The sequence below is a fragment of the Stella humosa genome (assembly GCF_006738645.1).
In the GTDB taxonomy this organism is placed as follows: domain Bacteria; phylum Pseudomonadota; class Alphaproteobacteria; order ATCC43930; family Allostellaceae; genus Allostella; species Allostella humosa.
In genome coordinates this window covers 2,567,725-2,592,013 of the sequence record NZ_AP019700.1, presented here as the reverse complement: position 1 = coordinate 2,592,013, position 24,289 = coordinate 2,567,725, and the positions used below count along the sequence as shown (strand labels likewise).

Sequence of the window (24,289 nt, the reverse complement as noted above, 5' to 3'; positions counted from 1 at the left end):
GGCTCAGTCCGCGTCCGGCAGGAATCCGCCGACCAGGTCGAGGGCCAGCAGCCGCTGGCTGTCGAACGGGTCGCCGGCACCGCCGGACGGGCGCATCAGAGCTGGCAACCCTTCCATCGCCGCGTCCCAGTCGCGGCGGATCCGCCGGGCCTCGTCCGGCGTGACGATCTCGAAGGCGACGCTGGTGCCCGGGGCCAACTGGGCGATGCTGCCGATGTCGGGCGTGATGATCGTCGCGATCTTGGGATAGCCGCCGGTCGGTTGCCGATCTGCCAGCAGAACGATCGGCTGGCCGCTGGCCGGCACCTGGACGCTGCCGAGCGCGATGCCGTCCGACACGATGTTGTCCGCGCCGCGATGACGCAGCGGCGGGCCGGCCAGGCGATAGCCCATCCGGTCGGCATCCGCGGTGATGGTGAAGCGGCCGCCACCCAGGGTGGCGATGGCCTCGTCCGTGAAGTAGCCGTCCTGCGGCCCGAGCACGACCCGCAGGCGGTTGCGCTGCCGCGGCCGGGCGTCAGGCGGGAGTTCCAGATCGCCGGGGTCCGTCTCCGCCGAGCCCAGCGGCAGCGCGTCGCCCCCGCGCAAGGCCCGGCCCTGCCAGCCGCCGATGCCCGAGCGCACATGGGTCGACCGGCTGCCGAGCGCCACCGGCACGTCGAGTCCGCCGGCGCAGGCGAGATAGCCGCGCAGGGCGTCGGGCGCGCGGCCGATCGCCAGCACCTCTCCCGGCCGCAGCAGGAAGGAATGCCAGGCCGGCACCGGCCGGCCATCCACGGAAAGCGCGAAATCCCCGCCCGTCACGGCCAGGCGCACCGGCCCGCCCTCGACCGCGTAGCTGCCGCCGGTGAAGGTGAATTCGATCGCGGCCGCCCCGGGCGGATTGCCCGCCAGCGCGTTGCCGGCACGCAGCGCATGCAGGTCCATGGCGCCGGCGACGACGACGCCGAAGCGCTGCCAGCCGACACGGCCGGCATCCTGCACGGTCGCCAGCAGCCCGGGCTCGCGGACGAGCAGCGTCGGCATCGCTCAGCCTACCCGGCGGGCGATGAGGCCGCCGGCCGCCTCCAGCGCGGCGAAGGTCGCAGCGTCGATGCGCTCGAACCGCACCACATCGCCCGCCGCCAGCAGAAAGGCGTCGTCGCCGCGACCGAGGTCGAACATCTGCGCCGGCGTCCGCCCCAGCAGGTGCCAGCCGCTCGGCACCGGGATCGAGGTGATGCCGGCCTGGATGCCGCCCAGCGCCACCGAGTTGGCGGGGATGCGCAGCCGCGGGCTGGCCCGGCGCGGCGTGTGCAGCGCCGCCGGCAGCCCGCCCATATAGGCAAAGCCTGGCGCGAAACCGATCATGTAGACGCGATACTCGGCCGACAGGTGGATGTCGACCACCGCCTCCGGCGTCAGGCCGTGCGTCTCGGCAACGAACTCCAGATCGGCGCCGAACTCCCCGCCGTAGCAGACGGGGAAGAGCCACCGCCGCCCCTCGGCCGGCACGTCCTCGGCCGGCACGAGCGGCCCCAACGCCTCGACCAGCCCGGCAAAGGCGGCCAGCCCCGGATCATATTGCACGAAGAGCGAGCGATAGGTCGGAACGCTCTCCAGCAGCCCGGGAATGGCGGCCGCCCGCACCCGCCGGTCGAACTCCAGCACCCGGCGGTTCACCACCGCGTCGACGGCATCCCCGAGTTCGACCGTCAGCGCCGCGTCGCCCGCCGGCAGGAAGCGCGGGCGGTCATAGGCACCGTTCCCCATCTGCTCAGCGCGCGATCATCTGCTCGGGCAACCAGGTGGCGATTGCCGGGAAGAACCAGAGCAACACCACGGCCGCCACCAGAAGGCAGAAGAACGGCGCGGTATCCGCGGCTATCCGGAAGATGTTCTTGCCCGTCAGGCCCTGCAGCACGAAGAGGTTGAAGCCGACCGGCGGCGTGATCTGCGCCATCTCGACCACCAGAACGATGTAGATGCCGAACCACAGCAGGTCGATATTGGCCGCCTGCACCATCGGCAGCACGACCGACGTGGTCAGCACCACCATGGAGATCCCGTCCAGGAAGCAGCCGAGGATGATGTAGACGATCGTCAGCGCCAACAGCAGCTTCCAGGGGCTGAGGCCCATCTCGCCGATGAAGGCCGCCATCACGCGCGGAATGCCGGTGAATCCCATCGCGATCGTCAGCACCGCCGCCCCGGCCAGGATGAAGGCGATCATGCAGGACGTGACGGTGGCGCCCATCAGGCTGTCGCCGAAGCTCCGCGCATTCAGCGTGCCGGTGACGCCCGACAGGATCAACGCGCCGACGACGCCCAGCGCCGCCGCTTCGGTCGGCGTGGCGACACCGCCATAGATCGAGCCGATGACGGCCGCGATCAGCAGCACGACCGGGATCAGCCGCCGCGATGCCCACAGGCGCTGCCTGAATGTGTAATCGTGATCGGCCGGCGGCACGCGCGACGGGTTCAGCTTGGCCCAGACGATCACATAACCCATGAAAAGCAGGATCAGCAGGATCCCCGGCAGAACCCCGGCGATGAAGAGCTTTCCGATCGAGACGTCCGCGGCGACGCCATAGACGATCATGATGATCGAGGGCGGAATCATCAGGCCGAGCGTGCCGGAACCCGCCAGCGTGCCGATCGCCATGCCTTCGTCGTAGCCTCGGCGTTTCAGTTCCGGCAGCGACATCTTGCCGATCGTCGCGGCGGTCGCCGCCGACGAGCCGGAAACGGCCGCGAAGATGCCGCAGCCGATGATGTTCACATGCAGCAGGCGTCCGGGCAGCCGGGCCATCCATGGCGCCAGCCCCTCGAACATGTCCTCGGAAAGCTTGGTGCGGAACAGGATCTCGCCCATCCAGATGAACAGCGGCAGGGCGGTCAGCGTCCATCCGGTCGTGGAATCCCAGAACTTGGTGGCCATCACCGTTCCGGTCTCGGTGCCGGCGAAGAACTCCATCGCCACCAGGGCGGCGCCCAGCAGCGACAGCGCGACCCAGAGCCCGCTGCCGAGCAGGAGGAAGAGAAGGATGATCAGGAAGAGGGAGATGCCGATGATGTCCACTGGGGGCCCTCCTCAGCCGGCCTTGGGGGCGACGGCGACATCGCCGAGCCGGTCGGATTCGAGCAGCGTCGCGTTGGCGGACTCGTATGAGGCCCGCCCGCCGCGCAGCACCGTCACCAGGTCATCGACGAACGCGATCATCAGCAGGGTGATGCCGGCACTCATGGACAGTTGCGGCAGCCACAGTGGGATGGGGACGACACCCGGGGACACGTCGCCCAGCATGAAGGATTCCCAGGTGAGGAAGATGCACCACCAGGTCGCATAGGCCGTCATGGCGCTGGCGATGCCGAGGCACCAGATCTCGAATACCCGCCGCAGGCCTGGCCCGAACCGCTGGAGCAGAAGTTCGACCCGGATGTGCCCGCCGCGCCGCAGCGAGTAGGCCAGAGCAAAGAACGTGGATGCGCCCATGCAGTAGCCGGATATGTCGTCCGCCGACGGCACGAGGATGCCCGTCGTTCGACCGGCTATCTGCGCCAGGATCATGACGGCGACCCCGACCATGAACACGCAGGCAAGAATTCCGCTGCCCCTGTAGAGGCCGTCCAGGAACCGCCGCATCCGATCCTCTCCTCCGCGAATCCAGTGCCCGGATTCGAAGCGGGCCGGCCCCTGTCGGGCCGGCCCGCGGCTGGATGCCAGTCTACTGGCGGTACTTGGCGACGAGTGCGGCGCCGTCTGCGCCGGCCTTCTTCTCCCACTCGGATACCAGTGCCGCACCAACCTTCTGGTAGTCGGCCTGGAGCGCGGCCGGCGGCTTGGCCACCGTCATGCCGTTCTTCGCGAGCGTCATCTTGGTGTCGTCGGAGACCTTCTGCATCATCTCCCAGCCGCGCTTCTCGGCCAGTTCCGCGATGTTCAGGACGATCTGCTGCTGCGCCTCCGGCAGACGCCGGAACGCCCGGTCGTTGATCAGCACGCCATTGCGCGGATGCATGGCTTCGGTCTCGTAGAAGAACTTCGAGAACTCCCACGCCTTGGTGTCGACGCCGGTGGCGCCGGACGTGATCATCGCGCTGATGACGCCGGCCGAGAAGGCCTGCGGCACTTCGGCGGACTGGACCGTGGCCGGCTGCGCGCCAATCAGTTCCGCCAGGCGCGCCGTCACCGCGTTGTAGGCCCGGAACTTCATGCCCTTGAAATCGGCCAGCGTGTTGATCGGCGCCTTGGAATAGACACCCTGGCCCGGCCACGCCACGGAATAGAGGACCGTGATGCCCTGCTTCTTGAAGTTCGCCTGCATGTAGGGGCGCTGCGCCTGGTAGAGCTTCCAGGCATTGTCGTAGCCGGCGGCCAGGAACGGCAGGCTGTCGGCCTCCAGGATCGGATCCTCATTGCCATAGGCTGACAGCAGGATCTCGCCGATCGGTACCTGGCCGGTCTGCACCGCGCGCTTGATCTCCGGCATCTTGAACAGGGCCGCGTTCGAATGAACGATGATCTCGAGCTTGCCGCCGGTCGCCTTCTTCACCTCGTCGGCGAACCAGCGGATGTTCTGGGTGTGGTAGTTGCCGTCCGGATAGGCCGTCGGCATGTTCCACTTGGTCTGGGCGACGGCACCGCCAGCCGACATTGCCACCGCAACGGCAGCCATAGTCACGATCGAACGCATCCGCAAATCTCCCCTATTGCGACGATGAAGCGCGCGATCCGGCTGGTCTCTTCGGACATGCTTGCCGCCCGCCCCTGAGCTGCCATTGTTCGCGTGCCGGTCGCGTACGGTCAAGGGCCGTTGCTGCACTGCAAGGCGGACGGCTTGACCATGGCGGCGGGTACCGCGATAGCTGCGAGGCGGCTGGGACGTTGATCGGAGAAGGCGAGAATGGCAAAGACCGTCGACATCAATTCGGACATGGGCGAGAGCTTCGGCGCCTATCGCATCGGCAACGACCAGGCGATGCTGTCGATCGTCACCTCGGCCAACGTCGCCTGCGGCTTCCACGGCGGCGACCCGCTGGTGATGCATGAGACGGTATCGACGGCCAAGGCCAACGGCGTCGATGTCGGCGCCCATCCCGGTTTCTTCGACCTGTGGGGGTTCGGCCGCCGCCGCATCGTCGGCGAGCGCCCGGCCGACCTGGAGAAGATGATCGTCTACCAACTGGGTGCCATCCAGGCGATGGCGCACGTCACCGGCCACCGGGTCACCCATGTGAAGCCGCATGGCGCCATGTCGAACATGGCCTGCGTCGATGCCGCCATGGCCGACGCCATCGCGCGTGCGGTGCGCGCCGTCGATCCAGGGCTGGTGCTGATGGCGATGCCCAATACCGAGCTGGAGCGGGCGGGCGAACGCGCCCGGCTGCCGATCGCGCGCGAGATCTTCGCCGACCGCGCCTATGACGATGACGCCAACCTGGTCGGGCGCAACCTGCCCGGCGCCGTGCTGCACGATGCCGACGAATGCGCGCGTCGCATCCTCGACTTCATCGAGGACGGCGCCATCCGCAGCGTCTCGGGCAAGCGCATTCCCGCCGCCATCGACACCGTCTCGGTCCACAGCGATACCGAGGGCGCGGTGGCCATGGCCCGCATGCTGCGCCAGAAGCTGGAGGCGGCCGGCGTCGTCGTCCGCCCGCTCAGCCAGTTCATCGGGTAGGCCCGCACAGACAAAAGGCCCCTGGGTTTCCCCCGGGGCCTTTGCCCGCCGGTCCTGCTCGGACCGTCAGTTCATGATCTTGGCAAGGATCGCCAGGAGCAGGATTGCCACAATGTTGGTGATCTTGATCATCGGGTTCACGGCCGGGCCGGCCGTGTCCTTGTAGGGGTCGCCAACGGTGTCGCCGGTGACCGCCGCCTTGTGGGCGTCGGACCCCTTGCCGCCGTAGTTGCCCTCTTCGATAAACTTCTTGGCGTTGTCCCACGCACCGCCGCCCGAGGTCATCGAGATGGCGACGAACAGGCCGGTGACGATGGTGCCGAGCAGCATGGCGCCGACCGCCGCGAAGCCCGCGACCTTGCCGCCGATGGCCGCGATGACGATGAAGAGGATGATCGGTGCGGCCACGGGCAGCAGCGACGGGATGATCATCTCCTTGATCGCGGCCTTGGTCAGCATGTCGACCGCCGCGCCGTAGTCCGGCTTGGCCTTGCCTGCCATGATGCCCGGGATTTCCTTGAACTGGCGACGGACCTCGACCACCACCGCGCCGGCGGCACGGCCGACGGCGGTCATGCCCATGGCGCCGAACAGGAAGGGCAGCATGCCGCCGACGAACAGGCCGACGACGACGTAGGGGTCCTGCAGGTTGAAGGTGACGTTGACGTTGGGGAAGTAGTGGCGGATGTCCTCGATATAGCAGGCGAACAGCACCAGCGAGGCGAGCGCGGCCGAGCCGATGGCATAGCCCTTGGTCACCGCCTTGGTGGTGTTGCCGACCGCGTCGAGCGCGTCCGTCGTCTTGCGCACGTCCTTGGGCAGGTCGGCCATCTCGGCGATGCCGCCGGCGTTGTCGGTGACCGGGCCGTAGGCATCGAGCGCCACGATCACGCCGGCCAGGGCCAGCATGGTGGTGGCGGCGATGCCGATGCCGAAGATGCCGGCGACGAGGTAGCCGCCGATGATGCCGGCGCAGATCACCAGCACCGGCAGGGCGGTCGCCTCCATCGAGATGGCGAGACCCTGGATGACGTTGGTGCCGTGGCCCGTGACCGACGACTTGGCGACGCTGCGGACGGGGCGATAGGCCGTCGAGGTGTAGTACTCGGTGATCCACACCAGCAGGCCGGTGACGGCCAGGCCGATGATGGCGCACCACACCAGGCTCATGCCGGTGATGGTCTGGGTCGGCAGGGTCAGCGTGCTCGACAGGCCCACCATCCAGTGGGTGATGGCGACGATGACGACCAGCGAGATGCCGGCCGACACGATCAGCGAGCGATAGAGCGCGCCCATGATGTTGTTGCTGGGGCCGAGCTTGGCGAAGAAGGTGCCGATCACCGAAGCGATGATGCAGCCGCCGCAAATGGCCAGCGGGTACATCATCATCGCCGCCTTCTGCGCCGCATCGGCGAAGAAGATGGCGGCCAGCAGCATCGTGGCGACGATCGTGACCGCATAGGTCTCGAACAGGTCGGCGGCCATGCCGGCGCAGTCGCCGACATTGTCGCCGACGTTGTCGGCGATGACGGCCGGGTTGCGCGGGTCATCCTCGGGGATGCCGGCTTCGACCTTGCCGACGAGGTCGGCGCCGACGTCGGCACCCTTGGTGAAGATGCCGCCGCCTAGACGGGCGAAGATCGAGATCAGCGAGGCGCCGAAGCTGAGCGCCACCAGGGCCTCCAGCACGGCGCGCAGGCTGGCGTCGGTGGCCGCACCCTTCCAGGCGAGCAGGACGCCGTAATAGCCGGCAACGCCCAGCAGGCCCAGGCCGACCACCAGCAGGCCGGTGATGGCGCCGGCGCGGAAGGCGACGTCGAGCGCCGGCTGCAGGCCACGGCGCGCGGCCTCTGCCGTGCGGACGTTGGCGCGCACCGAGACGTTCATGCCGACATAGCCGGCCACGCCCGACAGCACCGCGCCGATGATGAAGCCGATGGCGACATGCAGGCCGAGGAACAGCCCCAGCACGATGCAGACCGCCACGCCGACGATGGCGATGGTCCGGTACTGGCGATTGAGATAAGCCTGCGCGCCTTCCTGGATCGCAGCCGCGATCTCCTGCATGCGCGCATTGCCGGGGCTCGCCGCGAGAACCAGGCGGCTGGCATATGCTCCATATAGTAGCGCCAGCACGCCGCAGGCGAGCGTGAACCAGTAGGCCGCAGTCATTGCCCCATCCTTCTTTACGTTCCGGGACCGCGAACGGTCCTGCCGCCTGGCTCGCGCGCACTCCTCCTGGCACGCGGGCCGGCACCCCCAAGAGCGGCGCGGGTTATGCCAGAAGCCCCAATTCCGCGCAACAAGAGGCGGTTTGGTGACTATTTCTAGGCAGGGCGCCGCGGCCTCAGGCCAGGGCGGGTTGGCGCGCCCGCAGCCAGAGGATCGCCGCCAGCACGGCCAGCAGCAGCGGTGCCACGCCCAGGTTGACGGCCGACCAGCCCAGGTTCTGCAAGAGGGCGCCCGACGAGAAGGATGCGATCGTGACCAGGCCGAAGACCAGGAAATCGTTGAAAGACTGGACTTTCGCGCGCTCGGAGATGGTGTGGGTGCGGGTCAGGAGCGTGGTGGCGCCGACGAAGACGAAATTCCAGCCCACGCCCAACAGCATCAGGCCGGTCCAGAAATTGAGGAGATCCAGGCCGGAAATATTGATGACGATGCAGGCGACGTTCAGCGCGATGCCGGCCAGCATGACGTTGATGACGCCGAATCGATGGATCAGGTGCCCGGTGAAGAAGGCCGGGACGTACATGCCCAGCGCATGCCATTGGATGACGAAGGCCGAGTCCTCGAACGGCAGGTTGCAGGCGGCCATGGCAAGCGGCGTCGAGGTCATCACCAGCGACATGACGGCATAGCCGATCATGCCGCCCAGCACGGCGACGATGAAGGTCGGCTGGCGCGCGATCTCCCATAGCGGGCGCCCCTGGTCGCGCCGTTCGGCGCGGCTGGGTGGCGGGATGCGCAAGAACTGCTGCACCACGACAGCACTGGCATGGAGGGCGGCCACCACCAGGAAGCAGCCCGCGAACAGCACCGGCGCCAGCAGGTCGCGCGACCATTTGGCGAACTCCGGCCCGAACGAGGCCGAGATGATGCCGCCCGCCATCACCAGCGAGATGGCGCGGCTGCGGAACTGCTCGGGTGCGGCGTCGGCGGCGGCGAAGCGGTAGAGCTGCGAGACGCCGTTGGCGAAGCCGATGACGAAGCTGGCCCCGGCGAAGCCCCAGAAAGAGGCCTCGAGGATTGCCCAGGTGGCGAGCAGCGCGCCTGCGATGCCGGTGACCGATCCGCAGGTGAAGCCGACGCGGCGGCCGAACCGCTTCATGATCACGGCCGACGGCACCGTCGACAGCATCATGGCGGTGAACTGCAGGCCGAGCGGCACGGTCGCCAGCGACTTGTCGTCGGCCAGCGACAGCCCTACCAGCCCCGTCACCACCATGATCACGTTGGTGGAGGTCATCGACAGGGCCTGGCAGAGCGCAAGAAGGGCGACGTTCGCCTTCGCGGCGAACGGAACGGGCGCAGACATGGATGCTACACTTCCGCGGAGGTGGGGAACCGCGTCAGAAGTGGCGATAGCCCGACGCGGCCACCGTCAACGAACGACCCGAGCCGTCTAGCACGCGAACCCCCGACCCCGCCACTACCCGGCCGATGGACGTCACCGGCACGCCGGCGATCATCGGCGGAACCGGCCCGGAGGCGGTGAACAGCAGCTCGTAGTCATCCCCGCCGCCGAGCACGACGTCCCACAGTGCTGGGTCATGCGCGACGGCCGCCCCGGCGGCCGGCGACAGCGGCACCCGGTCGCGGTCGATCTCGGCCGCGGCGCCGGAACCCTCCGTGATGTGGCCAAGGTCGCCCAGCAGCCCGTCCGAGACATCGAGCATGGCGTGCGCGATCCCGCGCAATGCCGGTCCCACGGCACAGCGCGGCCGGGGCAGCAGGTAGCGATCGGCCAGGAACCGGCGATGCTCTTCGTCCAGGAAATCCAGGCGCCCGGTCGGCGCCAGCAACCCCAGGGCGCCGTCGCCGATCGTGCCGGTGACGAATACCGTGTCGCCCGCGCGGGCGCCGTTCCGGCGGATGGCGGCACCGGCCGGCACCTCGCCGAAGGCGGTGAGCGACAGGGTGATCGGGCCGGGTGTCGCCACCGAATCGCCCCCCAGCAGCCCGACCGCGAATTCCGCCTGGTCGGTCGCCAGGCCGGCCGCGAACGCCGCCAGCCAGTCCTCCCCGCAGCGCAGCGGCAGGGCGGTGGTCATGACATAGCCGAGCGGACGGGCGCCCATGGCCGCCAGGTCCGACAGGTTGACGCGCAGCATCTTGCGCGCGACCAGGTCCGGCGGGTCCTCGGGGCGGAAATGCACCGATTCCACCAAGGCATCGACCGTGACCACCAGCTCGTGCCCCGCCGACGGCGCCAGCAGGGCGGCATCGTCGGTCAGGTCGAGTGCGCCCGGGCTGTTCGCCGTCAGCGGCCGGAAATGGCGGCGGATCCGGTCGAACTCACCCAGCGGTGCCGGTTCCGGCACGCCGCCCCTCCTCCATCCCCTGGCGCAGGCGGCGCCCCAGCCGGTCCAGGACGGCATTCACCAGGCCCGGCTCCTTCTGCGTGAAGAAGGCATGGGCGACGTCGACATAGTCGTTGATGATGATGGCGGGCGCGGTGTCGGGCCGGGTCAGCAGCTCGAACGTGCCCGCCCGCAGGATGGCGCGCAGGATGACCTCCAGCCGCTCCACCTTCCATTCGCCAGACAGGGCCGAGCCGATCAGCGTGTCGAGCTCGCCCGTGCGGTCCTTCACGCCCTCGACGATGGCCGCGAACAGCAGGCGATCGGGCGCCTCCAGCGGCTCCTCCTCGCCGGCATCGGCGGTCGGGTCGGCGGTCGTGCCCAGGCGGTGGCGCATGAATTCGGCAATCGCCAGCCGGGCCGAGGTGCCGGTGAACTCCATCTGGTAGAGCGTCTGCACGGCGGCCAGGCGGGAGGAACGGCGGGCGCCGGTCGTGCCGGTGGCCGCAGGCGCGGTCGGGGTCTCGTCGGTCACGAGCGCAGCCCCAGCTTGCGTTTCAGCTCGATCATGGCCAGGCAGGCGGTGGCGGCATCGCCGCCCTTGTTCTTTTCGCTGACGCGTGCACGCGCCCAGGCCTGGGCGCCGTTCTCGACCGTCAGGATGCCATAGCCGATCGCCAGCCCGTCGCGCACCGCCAGGTCCTGCAGGCCGCGCGCGCTCTCGCCGCAGACATAGTCGTAGTGGGTCGTCTCGCCCCGGATGACGCAGCCGAGCGCCACATAGCCGTCATAGCGGGTGGCGCTGGCGACCGCCCGGCCGGCGCGCTCGGCGAACGCGATCGCTGCCGGGATCTCGAACGCCCCCGGGACCGAGATGCGGTCGTGCGTTGCGCCGGCGGCGGCCAGCCGGCCGACGGCGCCCTTCACCAGTTCATCTGCCAGGTCGTCGTAGAAGCGAGCTTCCACGATCAGGATATGGGGCTGCTTCATCTCAATGATCCGTTCCATCGGAAATCGCGCGCTGCTCGACCACGGTCAGGCCATAACCTTCGACCCCGATCAGCGTCTTTGGCCGGTTCGACAGCAAGATCAGCTCGCGCACGCCGAGATCCAGCAGGATCTGCGCGCCGACGCCATAGTCGCGCAGCTCGCCACCCGTCTGCGGCTCGCCGCGCACCTTCGAGCGCACCCGGTCGGTCAGGCTGGAAGGCAGGGGTTCGCGGATCAGCACCACGACGCCGCGGCCGGCCTCGCCGATGGCGCGCATGGAGGCTTCAAGCTCGCCGCCGCGACCGCTGCCGGTGTCGCCCAGCACGTCGTCCAGCACGTTCAGCGCATGCATGCGCACCAGCACCGGGCCCGGCGCCGACAGGTCGCCCTTCACCAGCGCGATATGCTCGGCATAGGCCACCTTGTTGACGTAGACGCACATGCGGAAACCGCCGCCGAAGCGGCTTTCCAGCGTGCTTTCCACCGCGCGCTCGACGATGCGGTCGTGGCGGCGGCGATAGGCGATCAGGTCCGAGATGGTGGCGATCTTCAGCCCGTGTAGCTGGGCGAACGCGATCAGGTCTGCCCGGCGCGCCATGGTGCCGTCGTCGTTCATGATCTCGCAAATCACGCCCGAGGGGTTGAGGCCTGCCAGGCGCGAGATGTCGACCGCGGCCTCGGTATGGCCGGTGCGCACCAGCACGCCGCCGTCGCGCGCGACCAGCGGGAAGATGTGCCCGGGCGTGACGATGTCGCCGGCCCCGGCGCCCGGGTCGATGGCGACCGCGATGGTGCGCGCGCGGTCCGGCGCGGAAATGCCGGTGGTGACGCCGTCCTTGGCCTCGATCGAGACGGTGAAGGCGGTCGACAGGCGGGAGGCGTTCTGCTGCGGCATCAGCGGCAGGCCCAGCGCCTCCACCCGGCGGCGGGTCAGCGCCAGGCAGATCAGGCCGCGCCCATGCTTGGCCATGAAGTTGATCGCCTCGGGCGTGGCCATCTGGCCGGGGATGACGAGGTCGCCCTCGTTCTCCCGGTCCTCGTCGTCGACGAGGATGAACATGCGCCCGTTGCGCGCCTCCTCGATGATCTGCTCGATCGGCGACTGGACCTCGGTAAAGCTCACGCTGCGTCCTTTCCCAGAAGACGTGCGACGTATCGCGCGATCGTGTCGATCTCGAAATTGACCGCGTCGCCCGGCTTGGCCTGGCCCAGCGTCGTCACGGCGAGGGTGTGGGGGATGATGTTCACGCCGAAGCGGCGACCGTCAACCTGGTTGACCGTCAGCGACACCCCGTCCAGCGCCACCGACCCCTTGGCCGCGACGAAGCGCGCCAGATGCTCGGGCACGTCGAACAGCATGCGCACGCTGTCGCCCTCCGGCCGGACGTCGGCCAGGATGGCCAGGCCATCGACATGGCCCGATACCAGATGGCCGCCCAGCGTGTCGCCCAGGCGCAATGCGGCTTCCAGGTTCACGGTCGTGCCCACCCGCCAGGCACCGAGCGTCGTGCAGGCCAGCGTCTCGGCCGACGCCGACACCTGGAACCAGCCCTCGCCCGCCGCGATCACCGTCAGGCAGCAGCCGTTGCAGGCGACGGACGCGCCGTCGGCCAGGTCGCGCGGCGGCAGCCTTGTGTCGATCGTGAGGTAAGTGTCCCCTCTTGCCTCAATTGCGGAGACACGGCCGCGATCGACGGTGATGCCGGTGAACATGGTGCCTCGATCCTGGATTGGGCCCGGCGGGCCTCGGCATCGCTTCAGTTGGTGCCGCACCCGCCGCTTCGCCAGGGACGGGCGGCGGTCGATGCGGGAGGCGGTCTAAGGCTTCCCGCCCGGCGCGTCAAACCCGTTCATGACGAAGGCGCCGGTAACGCTCCAGGATATCCACGCCCAGTTCCCGCACCGCGACGCGCTCGAACCGCGGCGCGTCGTCGGGCCGGACTATGCCGAAGGCGACCGCCGCCGGCACCCCGTCCCCGCCGATGATGGTGGGGGCACGAAACCACTCCAGATGATCGACCAGGTCGTCGCGCAGCAGGGTCGCCGCCAGCCGGCCGCCGCCCTCCACCAGCACCCGGGTGAGGCCGCGCCCGGCCAGGGCCGCCATCGCGGCCGCCATGTCGAGCGTGCCGGTCTCGCGCGGCGATACGGAGATGACGGTGACGCCGCAATCCTCGAAGGCATGGCGGCGGGCCGGGTCGGCATCGGGCAGCGTCAACAGCCAGACCGGCGCCTCGGCCGCTTCCTGGACCAGCCGGGCGGTCAACGGCAGGCGCAGGCGGCTGTCGACGACGATGCGCACCGGGTGGCGGTCCTCGAGGCCGGCCAGCCGGCAGGTGAGCTGTGGTTCGTCGGCCAGCGCCGTGCCGATGCCGACCATGACGCCGTCATGGCGCGCGCGCAGCAGATGGCCGTGGGCGCGGGCGGGCGCGCCGGTGATCCAGCGGCTGGCGCCGGTATGGGCAGCGATCCGGCCGTCCAGGCTGGTCGCGACCTTCAGCGTCACCAGCGGCCGGCCGTCCTGCATGCGGCGGAAGAAGCCTTCGTTGAGCGCCTCGGCCTCCGCTGCCAGCACGCCGGAACGGACGTCGATGCCGGCCGCGCGCAGCCGCTCCGCCCCCTTGCCGCTGACGCGCGGGTCGGGGTCGTCGACGGCATAGACGACGCGCGCGACGCCGGCCGCCGTCAGCGCGTCGGTGCAGGGTGGCGTGCGTCCCCAATGGCAGCAGGGCTCGAGCGAGACATAGACCGTGGCACCGCGGGCGGCCGCCCCTGCCCGTCCCAGCGCCTCGACCTCGGCATGCGGCCGGCCGCCGGGCTGGGTCCAGCCGCGGCCGACCACGCGCCCGGCGCGCACGATGACGCAGCCCGCGGACGGGTTGGGCCATACGCGGCCAAGGTTGCGATCCGCCAGCGCCAGGGCCGCCCGCATGTGGCGGACATCGTCGGATCCCGGATCTGGCGCCCTAGTCTGGGTCACCGCCGAGCCGACCAACGAAATCCTCGAAGTCCTTGGCCTCGCGGAAGTTGCGATAGACCGAGGCGAAGCGGACATAGGCGACCGGGTCGAGCTGCGACAGGGCCTCCATCACGTACTGGCCGATCATGTCGGACGGGATCTCGCTCTCGCCCGCGCTCTCCAGCCGGCGGACGATGCCGTTGATGACCCGCTCGATCCGCTCGGGCTCCACCGGGCGCTTGCGCAGCGCGATGAAGATCGACCGGGCCAGCTTGTCGCGGTCGAACTGCTGGCGCTGCCCCGTCTTCTTGACGATGGTCAGTTCGCGCAGTTGCACGCGCTCGAAGGTGGTGAACCGTGCCCCGCAATTGGGGCACGACCGCCGGCGGCGGATCGCCGCCTTGTCGTCGGTCGGCCGGCTATCCTTGACCTGCGTGTCGTCCGACCCGCAGAACGGGCATCGCATCGCACTTCCCCCCTGGATGCTTCCCGCCCGCGTTCAGGCGAGACCTGGATAGATCGGGAACCTTGCCGTCAGGGCCTCGACCTCGGCGCGCACGGCCGCTTCCGCCGCGCCGTTGGCCTCCCGCCCCTTGGATAGCTCCTCGAGCACGTCGCCGATCAGTTCGCCCACGCGCGCGAACTCCGCCTGGCCGAAGCCGCGCGTGGTGGCGGCCGGCGTGCCAAGACGCACGCCCGACGTCACCATCGGCTTCTCGGGATCGAACGGAATGCCGTTCTTGTTGCAGGTGATGAAGGCACGCTCGAGCGCCTTCTCGGCGTCGCGACCCGTCGTGCCCTTGGGCCGCAGGTCGACCAGCATCAGGTGCGTGTCGGTGCCGCCGGAGACGATGGCCAGGCCCCGCTTCGTCAGCGTCGCGGCCAGCGTGCGGGCATTGTCGACCACCGTCTGGGCATAGGTGGCGAAGGACGGGCGCAGGGCCTCCCCGAAGGCGACGGCCTTGGCGGCGATAACATGCATCAGCGGGCCGCCCTGCAGGCCGGGAAAGACCGCGCTGTTGATCTTCTTGCCGATCTCCTCGTCCATCGACAGCACCATGCCGCCGCGCGGGCCGCGCAGCGTCTTGTGCGTCGTCGTCGTCACCACATGGGCGTGCGGCAGCGGGCTCGGATGGGCGCCGCCGGCCACCAGGCCGGCGAAATGCGCCATGTCGACCATCAGATAGGCCCCGACCTCGTCGGCGATCGCGCGGAAGCGCTCGAAGTCGATCACCCGCGGATAGGCCGAGCCGCCGGCCACGATCAGCTTCGGGCGATGCTCGCGGGCAAGGCGGGCCACCTCGTCATAGTCGATCAGCGCATCGTCCCGGCGCACGCCATAGCCGATGGCGTTGAACCACTTGCCCGACAGGTTGGGCGGGGCGCCGTGGGTCAGATGGCCGCCGGCCGCCAGCGTCATGCCGAGGATGGTGTCGCCCGGCTTCAGCAAGGCCAGGAACACGGCCTGGTTGGCCTGCGCACCGGAGTGCGGCTGAACGTTGGCGAAGTTGCAGGCGAAGAGCTTGCGTGCCCGCTCGATCGCCAGTTCCTCGGCCACGTCGACATACTCGCAGCCGCCATAATAACGGCGGCCGGGATAGCCCTCGGCATACTTGTTCGTCAGCACCGAGCCCTGGGCCTCCAGCACCGCGCGCGAGACGATGTTCTCGGACGCGATCAGCTCGATCTGCGAGCGCTGCCGTTGCAGTTCGTCCGTGATGCTTGCCAGCAGTGCCGGATCCGACGCCGACAGGGGTGCAGTGAAGAAGCCGTCGTCGGCCATCGCATTCGCCTGGGGCAGAGACATCTATGGAAATCCGCTGGCTGTAGGGTGGTATCAGCCGAGCTTGGCCACACGCGGGACGTGTCGCCCGCCGGCAAACCCGGTCGAAAGGAAGGTCGCGAGGCACTCCTTGGCGACCTCGGCCCCGATGAGCCGTTCGCCGAGCGCCAGAACGTTAGCATCGTTGTGCTCGCGGCACAGGCGGGCACTCGTCACGTCGTGGCAAAGTGCCGCACGGACGTGGCGGTGGCGGTTGGCCGCGATGGAGATGCCGATGCCGGTGCCGCATACCAGCACGCCGCGCTGCACCCGGCCGTCGGCCAGGGCGTCGGCCAGCCGCTCGGCCATGTCGGGATAGTCCGCCGGCTTCGAAGCGTCGGTCCCGAGATCGAGGGCCTGGAAGCCCAGACGCTCCAGTTCACCCGCCAGGATCGACTTTAGATTGGCCCCGGCATGATCGGAGGCCAAGGCGATCACTTCCGGCGTCGTCAGCGCGGCAGGCATGTCTTCCCGTTCCTGAAGATTGCTCGCTTCCAATACCATATGTCGACGCCCGCTGCCAGAAGCCCACCAGCCTTTGCCGCCATTGCCGGCGAGTCGCAGAATCCGCCGGCATCCGGGGCGGCAACGGTGGCATGCGCGCAGACAAGTGATGGATTTCCGGGATTTTGCGGCGTGCATCCCCTGTCTGAAAGACTATTCAGGACTTGCAAGCGTTGACTTCCGTTGTCTGCCCATGCCATTTTCCGATCATCTTTACCTCGACTGTAGGGATGTTTCTCCATGGATGAAGAGCAGATGAGCAGCGATCAGCATGAGGAGTTGCTGCGGATGACGACAGAGGTCGTCGCCGCCTATGTCAGCAACAATGTTCTGCCGGCAACCCAGATTTCCGACGTGATCGGCGCGGTCTATACCTCGCTGAAGGCGCTCGACAGCGGCATGCCCGAAGTGAAGTCCGAGCCGCTGAAGCCGGCTGTTTCGGTGAAGAAGTCGGTCAATCCCGACTATCTGATCTGTCTCGAGGACGGCAAGAAGCTGAAGATGCTGAAGCGCCACCTGCGCACGACCTACAATATGACGCCGGAAGAGTACCGGGCAAAGTGGGGCCTGGCGCCGGACTACCCGATGGTCGCCCCCAACTACGCCGCCCAGCGTTCGGACTTCGCCAAGAAGATCGGTCTGGGTCGTACCGGCGGGCGCAGCACCGGCCGCCGCGGCAGCAAGAAGTAACCCCCTTCGGCCCCGGCCGGAAGGACAGACGGCCCGGCGGGAAACCGCCGGGCCGTCGTCGTTTGGAGTGCGACTGCCGGACTCATCGCCAGAATCGAAACGGCCCGGCGGTTTCCCGCCGGGCCGTTCGCTGTTCCGCGACCGTCAGAGCAGGATCAGGTGCCCGAGCCGATCTCCGCGTACTTCCCGTCCTTCCACTCGTAGAAGACGTACTGCGGATTGACGATATCGCCCTTGTCGTTGAAGTCGAGCGTGCCGATCACGGTCTTGTACTTGTTGCCGCGCAGCGCCTTGGCGACGTCGGCGGTCTTGATCGACTTGGCCTTGGTCGCCGCATCCGCCCAGGCCTGGACCGCAGCGTAGGTGTAGAGGGTATAGCCCTCGGGGTCGTAGTTCTTCGCCTTGAACTGGGCGACCACATCCTTGGCATCCGGCGACCGGCGCGGATCGGGCGCAAAGGTCATCCGGGTCCCCTCGCCCGGCTTGCCGGTGATCTTCCAGAACTCGTCGGTGACGAGCGCGTCGCCCGAGATCATCTGGGCATTGAAGCCCTGCTCGCGCGCCTGGCGCACCAGCAGGCCCGCTTCGGTGTGATAGCCACCCAGATAGATCGCCTCGACCTTGGCCGCCTTCATCTTGCTGATGAGCGCGGTGAAGTCCTTGTCGCCCTGGGTGACGGCCTCGTACATCGCCTCCTTGAGGCCGGCGGCGTTCATGGCTTTCTTGGTCTCGTCGGCCAGGCCCTTACCGTAGGCGGACTTGTCGTGGAGGATGGCGACCGGCTTGCCCTTGTACTTGGTGGCGAGATACTTGCCGGCGACCAGCCCCTGGGCGTCGTCGCGCCCACAGGTGCGGAAGACGTTCTTCCAGCCCTTCTTGGCGGCTTCCTCGGTGAAGGCCGGGTTGGTGGAAGCGGGCGTGATCTGCAGGATCCCGTTCTCGTTGTAGACGGCCGAGGCCGGGATGGACGAGGACGAGCAGAAATGGCCGGCGACCATGGCCACCTTCTTGGCGGCGAGCTGGTTGGCGACGGCCACGGCCTGCTTGGGATCGCAGGCGTCGTCGCCGATCTCCAGCTTCAGCTTGCGGCCGAGCACGCCGCCCTTGGCATTGATGTTCTCGACGGCCATCTCGGCGCCGCGGCGAAGCTGTTCGCCCAGGGCCGCGTACTGCCCCGTCATCGGACCGGCCGACGCGATGATGATGTCCTGCGCCGCCGCCATGCCGCCGAAGCCGACCACGGCCGCCGCGGCTGCGACGATTCCTGTCACTCTGCGCATCGAATGCTCTCCTCAAGCGTCTTGGCGATCGGCGGCGCGTAATTCGCCGCCCGTGGATTCGGCGCCGCGGCCGCTCTGCCGCCGGCACCGGTAGAGGCCGTCGATATTAGTCGATCGACGGAAATCAGGCGAGCCATCACCCGCGACGGTCGCGCCATGAAAGCAGTCCTGCCCGCTCGTAAAGCCAGGGATACTGGCTGACCAGCCGGTGCGCGCGGGTCACGCGATAGGCGAACCCGGCGATCGCCAGCAGGATCAGCGAGTGGACCACATACCCCGTCCAGGACAGCAATTCCGCCTGGAACAGGGCATAGGACAGGAAGCGATCACCCAGCCCGAGCAGGAACGCGTAGGGGACGATCTGCCACCAGGGCTTCCAGGTCGAAGCGACCGCCTGCCCCGTCATGAACGCGGTGCCGCCGAACAGGATCAGCGTCAGCCCGATGAAGACCGGCAGCCGCGTGCCGAGGATATCCTCCAGCATCAGTGGCCACCTTCCAGATACGCCGCACGCACCTCGCGATTGGCCAGCAGCTCGGCGCCGCTGCCGCTCATGGTGATCCGCCCGTTCACCATGACATAGCCGCGATGGGCCAGCCGTAGCGCGTGATAGGCGTTCTGCTCCACCAGGAAGACGGTCATGCCCTCGCTGGCATTGATCTCGCGGATCACCTGGAAGATCTGCTTCACGATCATCGGCGCCAGGCCAAGCGAAGGCTCGTCCAGCAGCAGCAGGCGCGGCCGACTCATCAGGGCCCGGCCGATGGCCAGCATCTGCTGCTCGCCGCCCGAGAGCGTGCCGGCGCGCTGCTGGCGCCGCTCCTCCAGGCGCGGAAACAGGCGGAACACCCGCGCCAGCCCCTCTTCGAACCGGCCGGGCGCGGTGATGGCGCCGATCTGCAGGTTCTCCATCACCGACATGCGGGGGAAGATCCGCCGCCCCTCGGGCGAGTGGGCGATGCCGAGCCGCACGATCTCGAAGGTCGGCATCGCCGTGATGTCCCGGCCCTCGAACAGGATGCGGCCGTAGCGGGCGCGCGGGCTGCCGCACAGGGTCATGAGCAGGGTCGACTTGCCGGCGCCGTTGGCGCCGATCATCGTCACGATCTCCCCGGCCTGGACCTCGATATCGACGCCCTTCAGCGCCTCGATATGACCGTAGTAGGTGTGGACCCCGCTGACCGACAGCATCTCAGCCCCGCGCCCCCTGCCCGCCCGCGCCGGACTGCCCGGCCAGGTCGGCCGCGATCTCGGGCGGCAGTTCCTCGTCGTCCTCGCCCAGATAGGCGCGGATCACCGCCGGATCGTTGCGCACCGCATCGGGCGGTCCGCCCGCGATGCGCCGGCCATAGTCGAGCACGACGACATGGTCGGAAATCTCCATGACCACGCTCATGTCATGCTCGATCAGCAGCACGCCGACCCCGTCCTCGTCACGGATGGCGCGCAGGAGCGTGTTGAGGTCGGCCGATTCGCGCGGGTTGAGGCCGGCCGCCGGCTCGTCGAGGCAAAGCAGGGTCGGCTGCGTGCACATGGCGCGCGCGATCTCCAGCCGGCGCTGGGCCCCGTAGGGGAGGTTTCCAGCATCCCGGTCGGCGAGGTCGGTCAGGCGGATGCGCTCCAGCCAATGGCGGGCCAGCTCCACCGCCTCTTTCTCGGCGCGGGCATAGCGGGGGTGGCCCAGCAGGCCCAGGATGGTGAAGCCCGATGCGCGCATCAGCCGGTTGTGCTGGGCCACGATCAGGTTCTCCAGAACCGTCATCCGCGGGAAGAGACGGATGTTCTGGAAGGTGCGGCCAACCTTGGCATCCTTGGCGATGCAGTGGCCGTCGAGCTGTTCCAGCAGGTAGGTGGTGCCGGAATGGGTCAGGGCCAGGCGCCCGACCGTCGGCTTGTAGAAGCCGGTCAGGCAGTTGAAGACGGTGGTCTTGCCGGCCCCGTTCGGGCCGATGATGGCGGTGATCTCGCGCGCGGCGGCGGTGAAGGACAGGTCGTCGATGGCGGTCAGGCCGCCGAAGCGCATGGTCAGGTGCTCGACCGACAGCAGGACGGTCATGTCCGGCCCCCGGCAGCGGCCGGCCCGCGCGGCGGGTGCAGCCGGATCGTCGGGTCGCGCCGCGACAGCAGGCCGCCCGGCCGCCAAACCATGATCCCGACCATGCCGGCGCCAAAGGCCAGCATGCGGAACTGGTTCAGCTCGCGCAGGAACTCCGGCATGCCGATCAGGACGATGGCAGCCAGCACGATGCCGAGCTGGCTGCCCATGCCGCCCAGCACGACGATCGCCAGGATCACGGCCGATTCGATGAAGGTGAAGCTCTCGGGGCTGATGAAGCCCTGGCGGGCGGCAAAGAAGCACCCGGCGAAGCCCGCGAACATGGCGCCCAGCGCGAAGGCCGACAGCTTGGTGTTGGTCGGGTTGATGCCCAGCGAACGGCAGGCGATCTCGTCCTCGCGCAGGGCCTCCCAGGCGCGCCCGACCGGCAGCCGGCGGATGCGCCGGGTGAAGGCATTCACCGCCAGGGCCATGGCCAGGATGATGAAGTAGAGGAAGATGATCCGGTGGACGGGCGAGAACTCCAGGCCGAAGAAATCGGCGAAGGTGGTCTCGTTGTCCTCGGGTGCGGCGCGGAACGGCATGCCGAAGAAGCTGGGCCGCGGGATGCTGGCGATGCCGTTGGGGCCGCCCGTCACCTCGTACCAGTTCAGCAGCACGATGCGGATGATCTCGCCGAAGCCCAGCGTGACGATCGCCAGGTAGTCGCCGCGCAGACGCAGCACCGGGAAGCCCAGCAGGATGCCGAACAGCGCGGCCAGCAGCCCGCCCAGGGGCAGCGCCATCCAGAAGGAGAACCCCGCCGTCTGCCCCAGGATGCCGAAGGTGTAGGCCCCGACGGCATAGAAGGCGACGTAGCCGAGGTCGAGCAACCCCGCCAGCCCGACCACGATGTTGAGGCCCCAGCCGAGCATGACGTAGGTCAGCACCAGGATGGCGATATCCAGCACGCGCTGGTCGACGAAGGGCAGGAACGGGAAGAGGACGGCCAGGGCCAGGAAACCGGTCGGCGCCAGGCGACGCGCGCCGTCGACAAGGCCCGGGGCCATGAAGCGCGCGTCGTCCGGCCAGGGCATCCGGCGCCACACGCTTACGGCCGCGCGGATAGCCAGCACGGCCGCGGCGGTGCCGACCAAGCCGGCCGCCATGTCGCCCTCCGTCGCGCGATAGAAGCCGAAGACCGTCACCGCCAGCGACGCGAGGAGGATCGGCATGCCATGGCCAAGCGCCACCAGCGACAGGGCGATCCGGCCGATCACCACCGTGGCCACGCCCACGCCAACCGCCCCGAAGCGGTAGTTGAGGCCGAGCCCGACGCCCGACACGTCGACCGTCTCGAAGCCGACCAACGGAACGGCCAGAACCAGCGCGACGAAGCCCGCCAGCAGCGCGTCGCGCAGGATCGGCCAGACGGCGATGCCGGGCGCGACCGGCGGGGCTGCAACCGTCATGGGCCCCTCAGACCTTCTCGACTTCCGGCCGGCCGAGCAGGCCGGTCGGTCGGAAGATGAGGACGAGGACCAGGATCGAGAAAGCCGCCACGTCCTTGTACTCGACGCTGAAATAGCCCGACCAGAAGGCCTCGATCAGGCCGATCAGGATGCCCCCCAGCATCGCCCCCGGCAGCGAGCCGATGCCGCCCAGGACGGCCGCGGTGAAGGCCTTCAAGCCGGCCGAGAAGCCGATGAAGAAGTCGACCACGCCGTAATAGAGCGCGAACATGAGCCCGGCGACGGCCGCCAGGGCCGCCCCCATGACGAAGGTGAGCGAGATGGTGCGGTCGACGTCGATGCCGAGCAGGGCCGCCATGCCGCGATCCTGCTCGCAGGCGCGCTGCGCCCGGCCAAGCGCGGTCTTGGTGATCAGCAGCGTGAAGACGGTCATCAGGACCACCGTCACGACGATGATGATCATCTGCGTGTAGTTGAGCTGGACGGCAAAGCCGTTGCCCTCCGTCAGCACGATTCCGCCGGAGATCAGCGGCGGCAGCGGCTTGATGCGCGCGCCCTGGAGTAGCTGGACGTAGTTCTGCAGGAAGATCGACATGCCGATGGCCGAGATCAGCGGCGCCAGCCGCACCGAGCCGCGCAGCGGTCGGTAGGCGATGCGCTCGACCGCCCAGCCATAGGCGGCCGTGAAGATCATGGTGACGAGCAGCACCAGCAGGATGGCCAGCGGGATCGAGGATATTCCCGTCATCCACACGAGCGTGAAGGCGATGATGGCGATGAAGGCACCGATCATGAACACCTCGCCATGGGCGAAGTTGATCATGCCGATGATCCCGTAGACCATCGTGTAGCCGATCGCGATCAAGCCGTAGATCGCTCCGAGCGTCAGCCCGTTGATCAGCTGCTGAAGAAAATACTCCATGCCCCCCGCTGGGCCGGGGTCGCTTCTGCCGTGCCGACTCCCCGCCTGCCAATGAAGCTATCGCGCCGGCCGAGCGGCGACAACCCGCCGCAGATGGCGGCGACGTCGCCGGGCCTGCCCGCTTCCAGCCGGCAGGCGCGCTCTATATAAGGTCGAGTATCGCTGCATTCCCGTTCCTGGAGCCCATCCCATGACCCCTCCGCAGGCCGCGCTCGCGCCCGCCCGTTCCTCGTCCAAGCCCGTCTTCCAGTGGGAGGACCCCTTCCTCCTCGACGACCAGCTGACCGAAGAGGAGCGGATGATCCGCGACACGGCGCGCGACTATTGCCAGGACAAGCTGATGTCCCGGGTGCTGGAGGGCAATCGCAAGGAGATCTTCCACCGCGAGATCATGAACGAGCTGGGCGAGCTGGGCCTGCTCGGCTCGACGATCGACGGCTATGGCTGCGCGGGCACCAACTATGTCAGCTACGGCCTGATCGCGCGTGAGGTCGAGCGCGTCGACAGCGGCTATCGCTCGGCGATGAGCGTGCAGTCGAGCCTGGTCATGCACCCCATCCATGCCTACGGCACCGAGGCGCAGCGCCAGAAGTACCTGCCGAAGCTGGCGACCGGCGAATGGGTCGGCTGCTTCGGCCTGACCGAGCCCGACCATGGCTCGGACCCGGGCAGCATGGTGACGCGCGCCAAGACGGTGGCCGACGGCTACCTGCTGAAGGGCGCCAAGATGTGGATCTCCAACTCGCCGATCGCCGACGTCTTCGTCGTCTGGGCCAAGACCGACGACGGGGTGATCCGCGGCTTCGTGCTGGAGAAGGGCATGAAGGGGCTGTCGGCCCCCAAGATCGAGGGCAAGTTCAGCCTGCGCGCCTCGGTCACGGGCGAGATCGTCATGGACGACGTGTTCGTGCCGGAAGAGAACCTGCTGCCGAACGTGAAGGGCCTGGGCGGGCCGTTCGGCTGCCTGAACAACGCGCGCTTCGGCATTGCCTGGGGCGCCCTGGGCGCGGCCGAGTTCTGCTGGCACGCGGCGCGCCAGTACACGATGGACCGCAAGCAGTTCGGCCGGCCGCTGGCCGCCAACCAGCTCATCCAGAAGAAGCTGGCCGACATGCAGACCGAGATCGCGCTCGGCCTGCAGTCCTGCCTGCGCGTCGGCCGCCTGAAGGACGAGGGCAAGGCCACGCCCGAGATGATCTCGTTGATCAAGCGCAATTCCTGCGGCAAGTCGCTCGACATCGCCCGCGTCGCCCGCGACATGCATGGCGGCAACGGCATCGTCGACGAGTTCCACGTCATCCGGCACGTCATGAACCTGGAGACCGTGAACACCTACGAGGGCACCCACGACGTCCACGCCCTGATCCTGGGCCGGGCGCAGACGGGCATCCCCGCCTTCGCGAACTGAGGCCTGCGGGCCGTTGGCCGG

General features: G+C 68.5%; 25 protein-coding genes. 3 read left to right on the top strand and 22 right to left on the bottom strand.

Translation table 11 applies throughout. The annotated features are described in order from the left end of the window. Positions 1-3 precede the first annotated feature (3 nt). The 5 genes from STVA_RS12170 to STVA_RS12150 form a co-directional block, all read right to left on the bottom strand. Complete coding sequence (locus tag STVA_RS12170; protein WP_123688210.1) at positions 4-1,026, bottom strand: 5-oxoprolinase subunit C family protein; 1,023 nt, start codon at positions 1,024-1,026, stop codon at positions 4-6. A gap of 3 nt (positions 1,027-1,029) precedes the next feature. Next, positions 1,030-1,752 carry a 5-oxoprolinase subunit PxpB gene (gene pxpB, locus STVA_RS12165; protein WP_123688209.1) on the bottom strand — a complete coding sequence of 241 codons (723 nt, stop codon included), beginning with the start codon at positions 1,750-1,752 and terminating at the stop codon, positions 1,030-1,032. Positions 1,753-1,756: 4 nt separating this feature from the next. Further along, positions 1,757-3,061 carry a TRAP transporter large permease gene (locus STVA_RS12160; RefSeq protein WP_123688208.1) on the bottom strand — a complete coding sequence of 435 codons (1,305 nt, stop codon included), beginning with the start codon at positions 3,059-3,061 and terminating at the stop codon, positions 1,757-1,759. A 12-nt stretch (positions 3,062-3,073) separates the two neighbouring features. Continuing rightward, positions 3,074-3,625: a TRAP transporter small permease gene (locus STVA_RS12155; protein ID WP_123688207.1), complete on the bottom strand. Its 552-nt coding sequence runs from the start codon at positions 3,623-3,625 to the stop codon at positions 3,074-3,076. 82 nt (positions 3,626-3,707) lie between these two features. Further along, positions 3,708-4,676 (bottom strand): TRAP transporter substrate-binding protein, encoded by a 969-nt coding sequence (locus tag STVA_RS12150; RefSeq protein ID WP_123688206.1) that lies wholly within the window; start codon positions 4,674-4,676, stop codon positions 3,708-3,710. Positions 4,677-4,886: 210 nt separating this feature from the next. Between STVA_RS12150 and STVA_RS12145 the strand changes: the two genes are divergently transcribed. Continuing rightward, positions 4,887-5,663 carry a LamB/YcsF family protein gene (locus tag STVA_RS12145; protein ID WP_123688205.1) on the top strand — a complete coding sequence of 259 codons (777 nt, stop codon included), beginning with the start codon at positions 4,887-4,889 and terminating at the stop codon, positions 5,661-5,663. A 66-nt stretch (positions 5,664-5,729) separates the two neighbouring features. Here STVA_RS12145 and STVA_RS12140 read toward each other — a convergent pair whose 3' ends face one another. The 11 genes from STVA_RS12140 to rpiB form a co-directional block, all read right to left on the bottom strand. Beyond that, positions 5,730-7,835, bottom strand: coding sequence for a sodium-translocating pyrophosphatase (locus STVA_RS12140; protein ID WP_123688204.1), 2,106 nt, complete (start codon positions 7,833-7,835; stop codon positions 5,730-5,732). Between the two features lie 175 nt (positions 7,836-8,010). Then, on the bottom strand, positions 8,011-9,201 hold the full coding sequence (locus STVA_RS12135) for an MFS transporter (protein ID WP_123688203.1): 1,191 nt from the start codon (positions 9,199-9,201) through the stop codon (positions 8,011-8,013). A 34-nt stretch (positions 9,202-9,235) separates the two neighbouring features. After that, positions 9,236-10,207, bottom strand: coding sequence for a thiamine-phosphate kinase (gene thiL / locus STVA_RS12130; protein ID WP_245978176.1), 972 nt, complete (start codon positions 10,205-10,207; stop codon positions 9,236-9,238). Continuing rightward, entirely contained in the window at positions 10,182-10,721 is a 540-nt protein-coding gene (nusB, locus tag STVA_RS12125; RefSeq protein WP_245978175.1) for a transcription antitermination factor NusB, read from the bottom strand. Before nusB ends, thiL begins: the two co-directional genes overlap by 26 nt. Continuing rightward, entirely contained in the window at positions 10,718-11,176 is a 459-nt protein-coding gene (locus tag STVA_RS12120) for a 6,7-dimethyl-8-ribityllumazine synthase (RefSeq protein ID WP_123688200.1), read from the bottom strand. Before STVA_RS12120 ends, nusB begins: the two co-directional genes overlap by 4 nt. A gap of 1 nt (position 11,177) precedes the next feature. Next, complete coding sequence (gene ribB, locus STVA_RS12115; RefSeq protein WP_123688199.1) at positions 11,178-12,299, bottom strand: 3,4-dihydroxy-2-butanone-4-phosphate synthase; 1,122 nt, start codon at positions 12,297-12,299, stop codon at positions 11,178-11,180. Then, positions 12,296-12,889, bottom strand: coding sequence for a riboflavin synthase (locus STVA_RS12110; protein WP_123688198.1), 594 nt, complete (start codon positions 12,887-12,889; stop codon positions 12,296-12,298). Before STVA_RS12110 ends, ribB begins: the two co-directional genes overlap by 4 nt. A 127-nt stretch (positions 12,890-13,016) precedes the next feature. Beyond that, positions 13,017-14,108, bottom strand: a complete 1,092-nt coding sequence (gene ribD, locus STVA_RS12105) for a bifunctional diaminohydroxyphosphoribosylaminopyrimidine deaminase/5-amino-6-(5-phosphoribosylamino)uracil reductase RibD (RefSeq protein ID WP_123688197.1) — start codon at positions 14,106-14,108, stop codon at positions 13,017-13,019. 34 nt (positions 14,109-14,142) lie between these two features. Then, positions 14,143-14,601 (bottom strand): transcriptional regulator NrdR, encoded by a 459-nt coding sequence (gene nrdR / locus STVA_RS12100; RefSeq protein WP_123688196.1) that lies wholly within the window; start codon positions 14,599-14,601, stop codon positions 14,143-14,145. A 33-nt stretch (positions 14,602-14,634) separates the two neighbouring features. Then, complete coding sequence (gene glyA, locus STVA_RS12095; protein WP_123688195.1) at positions 14,635-15,918, bottom strand: serine hydroxymethyltransferase; 1,284 nt, start codon at positions 15,916-15,918, stop codon at positions 14,635-14,637. 54 nt (positions 15,919-15,972) lie between these two features. Further along, entirely contained in the window at positions 15,973-16,422 is a 450-nt protein-coding gene (gene rpiB / locus STVA_RS12090) for a ribose 5-phosphate isomerase B (RefSeq protein ID WP_123688194.1), read from the bottom strand. 279 nt (positions 16,423-16,701) lie between these two features. On the opposite strand from rpiB, the gene STVA_RS12085 reads away from it, so the two are divergent. After that, positions 16,702-17,151 (top strand): Ros/MucR family transcriptional regulator, encoded by a 450-nt coding sequence (locus tag STVA_RS12085; RefSeq protein ID WP_123688193.1) that lies wholly within the window; start codon positions 16,702-16,704, stop codon positions 17,149-17,151. 155 nt (positions 17,152-17,306) lie between these two features. Here STVA_RS12085 and STVA_RS12080 read toward each other — a convergent pair whose 3' ends face one another. The 6 genes from STVA_RS12080 to STVA_RS12055 all read right to left on the bottom strand — a co-directional run bounded on the left by STVA_RS12080 (position 17,307) and on the right by STVA_RS12055 (position 22,860). Next, positions 17,307-18,431 carry a branched-chain amino acid ABC transporter substrate-binding protein gene (locus STVA_RS12080; protein ID WP_123688192.1) on the bottom strand — a complete coding sequence of 375 codons (1,125 nt, stop codon included), beginning with the start codon at positions 18,429-18,431 and terminating at the stop codon, positions 17,307-17,309. Between the two features lie 136 nt (positions 18,432-18,567). Continuing rightward, positions 18,568-18,915 carry a DUF6867 family protein gene (locus tag STVA_RS12075; protein ID WP_338069526.1) on the bottom strand — a complete coding sequence of 116 codons (348 nt, stop codon included), beginning with the start codon at positions 18,913-18,915 and terminating at the stop codon, positions 18,568-18,570. Next, positions 18,915-19,622, bottom strand: coding sequence for an ABC transporter ATP-binding protein (locus tag STVA_RS12070; RefSeq protein WP_123688191.1), 708 nt, complete (start codon positions 19,620-19,622; stop codon positions 18,915-18,917). The genes STVA_RS12075 and STVA_RS12070 overlap by 1 nt, the downstream gene beginning before the upstream one ends. A gap of 1 nt (position 19,623) precedes the next feature. Beyond that, on the bottom strand, positions 19,624-20,487 hold the full coding sequence (locus STVA_RS12065) for an ABC transporter ATP-binding protein (RefSeq protein ID WP_123688797.1): 864 nt from the start codon (positions 20,485-20,487) through the stop codon (positions 19,624-19,626). Beyond that, the gene (gene livM, locus STVA_RS12060; RefSeq protein WP_123688190.1) at positions 20,484-21,938 is read right to left on the bottom strand and encodes a high-affinity branched-chain amino acid ABC transporter permease LivM; all 1,455 of its coding nucleotides are present in this window, start codon (positions 21,936-21,938) and stop codon (positions 20,484-20,486) included. The genes STVA_RS12065 and livM overlap by 4 nt, the downstream gene beginning before the upstream one ends. A 7-nt stretch (positions 21,939-21,945) precedes the next feature. Then, complete coding sequence (locus STVA_RS12055) at positions 21,946-22,860, bottom strand: ABC transporter permease subunit (protein WP_123688189.1); 915 nt, start codon at positions 22,858-22,860, stop codon at positions 21,946-21,948. 190 nt (positions 22,861-23,050) lie between these two features. Here STVA_RS12055 and STVA_RS12050 point away from each other — a divergent pair, with 190 nt between their 5' ends. After that, a complete protein-coding gene (locus STVA_RS12050; protein WP_123688188.1) occupies positions 23,051-24,268 on the top strand; it encodes an acyl-CoA dehydrogenase in 1,218 nt (405 codons plus the stop codon). Positions 24,269-24,289: the final 21 nt, after the last annotated feature.

Coding starts and splice junctions, on each gene's coding strand:
- STVA_RS12150 (WP_123688206.1), bottom strand. CDS start 4,676: ATGCGTTCGATCGTGACTATGGCTGCCGTTGCGGTGGCAATGTCGGCT.
- STVA_RS12055 (WP_123688189.1), bottom strand. CDS start 22,860: ATGGAGTATTTTCTTCAGCAGCTGATCAACGGGCTGACGCTCGGAGCG.
- STVA_RS12065 (WP_123688797.1), bottom strand. CDS start 20,487: ATGACCGTCCTGCTGTCGGTCGAGCACCTGACCATGCGCTTCGGCGGC.
- pxpB (WP_123688209.1), bottom strand. CDS start 1,752: ATGGGGAACGGTGCCTATGACCGCCCGCGCTTCCTGCCGGCGGGCGAC.
- STVA_RS12140 (WP_123688204.1), bottom strand. CDS start 7,835: ATGACTGCGGCCTACTGGTTCACGCTCGCCTGCGGCGTGCTGGCGCTA.
- rpiB (WP_123688194.1), bottom strand. CDS start 16,422: ATGCCTGCCGCGCTGACGACGCCGGAAGTGATCGCCTTGGCCTCCGAT.
- STVA_RS12155 (WP_123688207.1), bottom strand. CDS start 3,625: ATGCGGCGGTTCCTGGACGGCCTCTACAGGGGCAGCGGAATTCTTGCC.
- STVA_RS12085 (WP_123688193.1), top strand. CDS start 16,702: ATGGATGAAGAGCAGATGAGCAGCGATCAGCATGAGGAGTTGCTGCGG.
- STVA_RS12145 (WP_123688205.1), top strand. CDS start 4,887: ATGGCAAAGACCGTCGACATCAATTCGGACATGGGCGAGAGCTTCGGC.
- STVA_RS12050 (WP_123688188.1), top strand. CDS start 23,051: ATGACCCCTCCGCAGGCCGCGCTCGCGCCCGCCCGTTCCTCGTCCAAG.
- STVA_RS12075 (WP_338069526.1), bottom strand. CDS start 18,915: ATGCTGGAGGATATCCTCGGCACGCGGCTGCCGGTCTTCATCGGGCTG.
- livM (WP_123688190.1), bottom strand. CDS start 21,938: ATGACGGTTGCAGCCCCGCCGGTCGCGCCCGGCATCGCCGTCTGGCCG.
- glyA (WP_123688195.1), bottom strand. CDS start 15,918: ATGGCCGACGACGGCTTCTTCACTGCACCCCTGTCGGCGTCGGATCCG.
- STVA_RS12135 (WP_123688203.1), bottom strand. CDS start 9,201: ATGTCTGCGCCCGTTCCGTTCGCCGCGAAGGCGAACGTCGCCCTTCTT.
- STVA_RS12070 (WP_123688191.1), bottom strand. CDS start 19,622: ATGCTGTCGGTCAGCGGGGTCCACACCTACTACGGTCATATCGAGGCG.
- nrdR (WP_123688196.1), bottom strand. CDS start 14,601: ATGCGATGCCCGTTCTGCGGGTCGGACGACACGCAGGTCAAGGATAGC.
- STVA_RS12170 (WP_123688210.1), bottom strand. CDS start 1,026: ATGCCGACGCTGCTCGTCCGCGAGCCCGGGCTGCTGGCGACCGTGCAG.
- ribD (WP_123688197.1), bottom strand. CDS start 14,108: ATGCGGGCGGCCCTGGCGCTGGCGGATCGCAACCTTGGCCGCGTATGG.
- STVA_RS12120 (WP_123688200.1), bottom strand. CDS start 11,176: ATGAAGCAGCCCCATATCCTGATCGTGGAAGCTCGCTTCTACGACGAC.
- STVA_RS12110 (WP_123688198.1), bottom strand. CDS start 12,889: ATGTTCACCGGCATCACCGTCGATCGCGGCCGTGTCTCCGCAATTGAG.
- STVA_RS12080 (WP_123688192.1), bottom strand. CDS start 18,431: ATGCGCAGAGTGACAGGAATCGTCGCAGCCGCGGCGGCCGTGGTCGGC.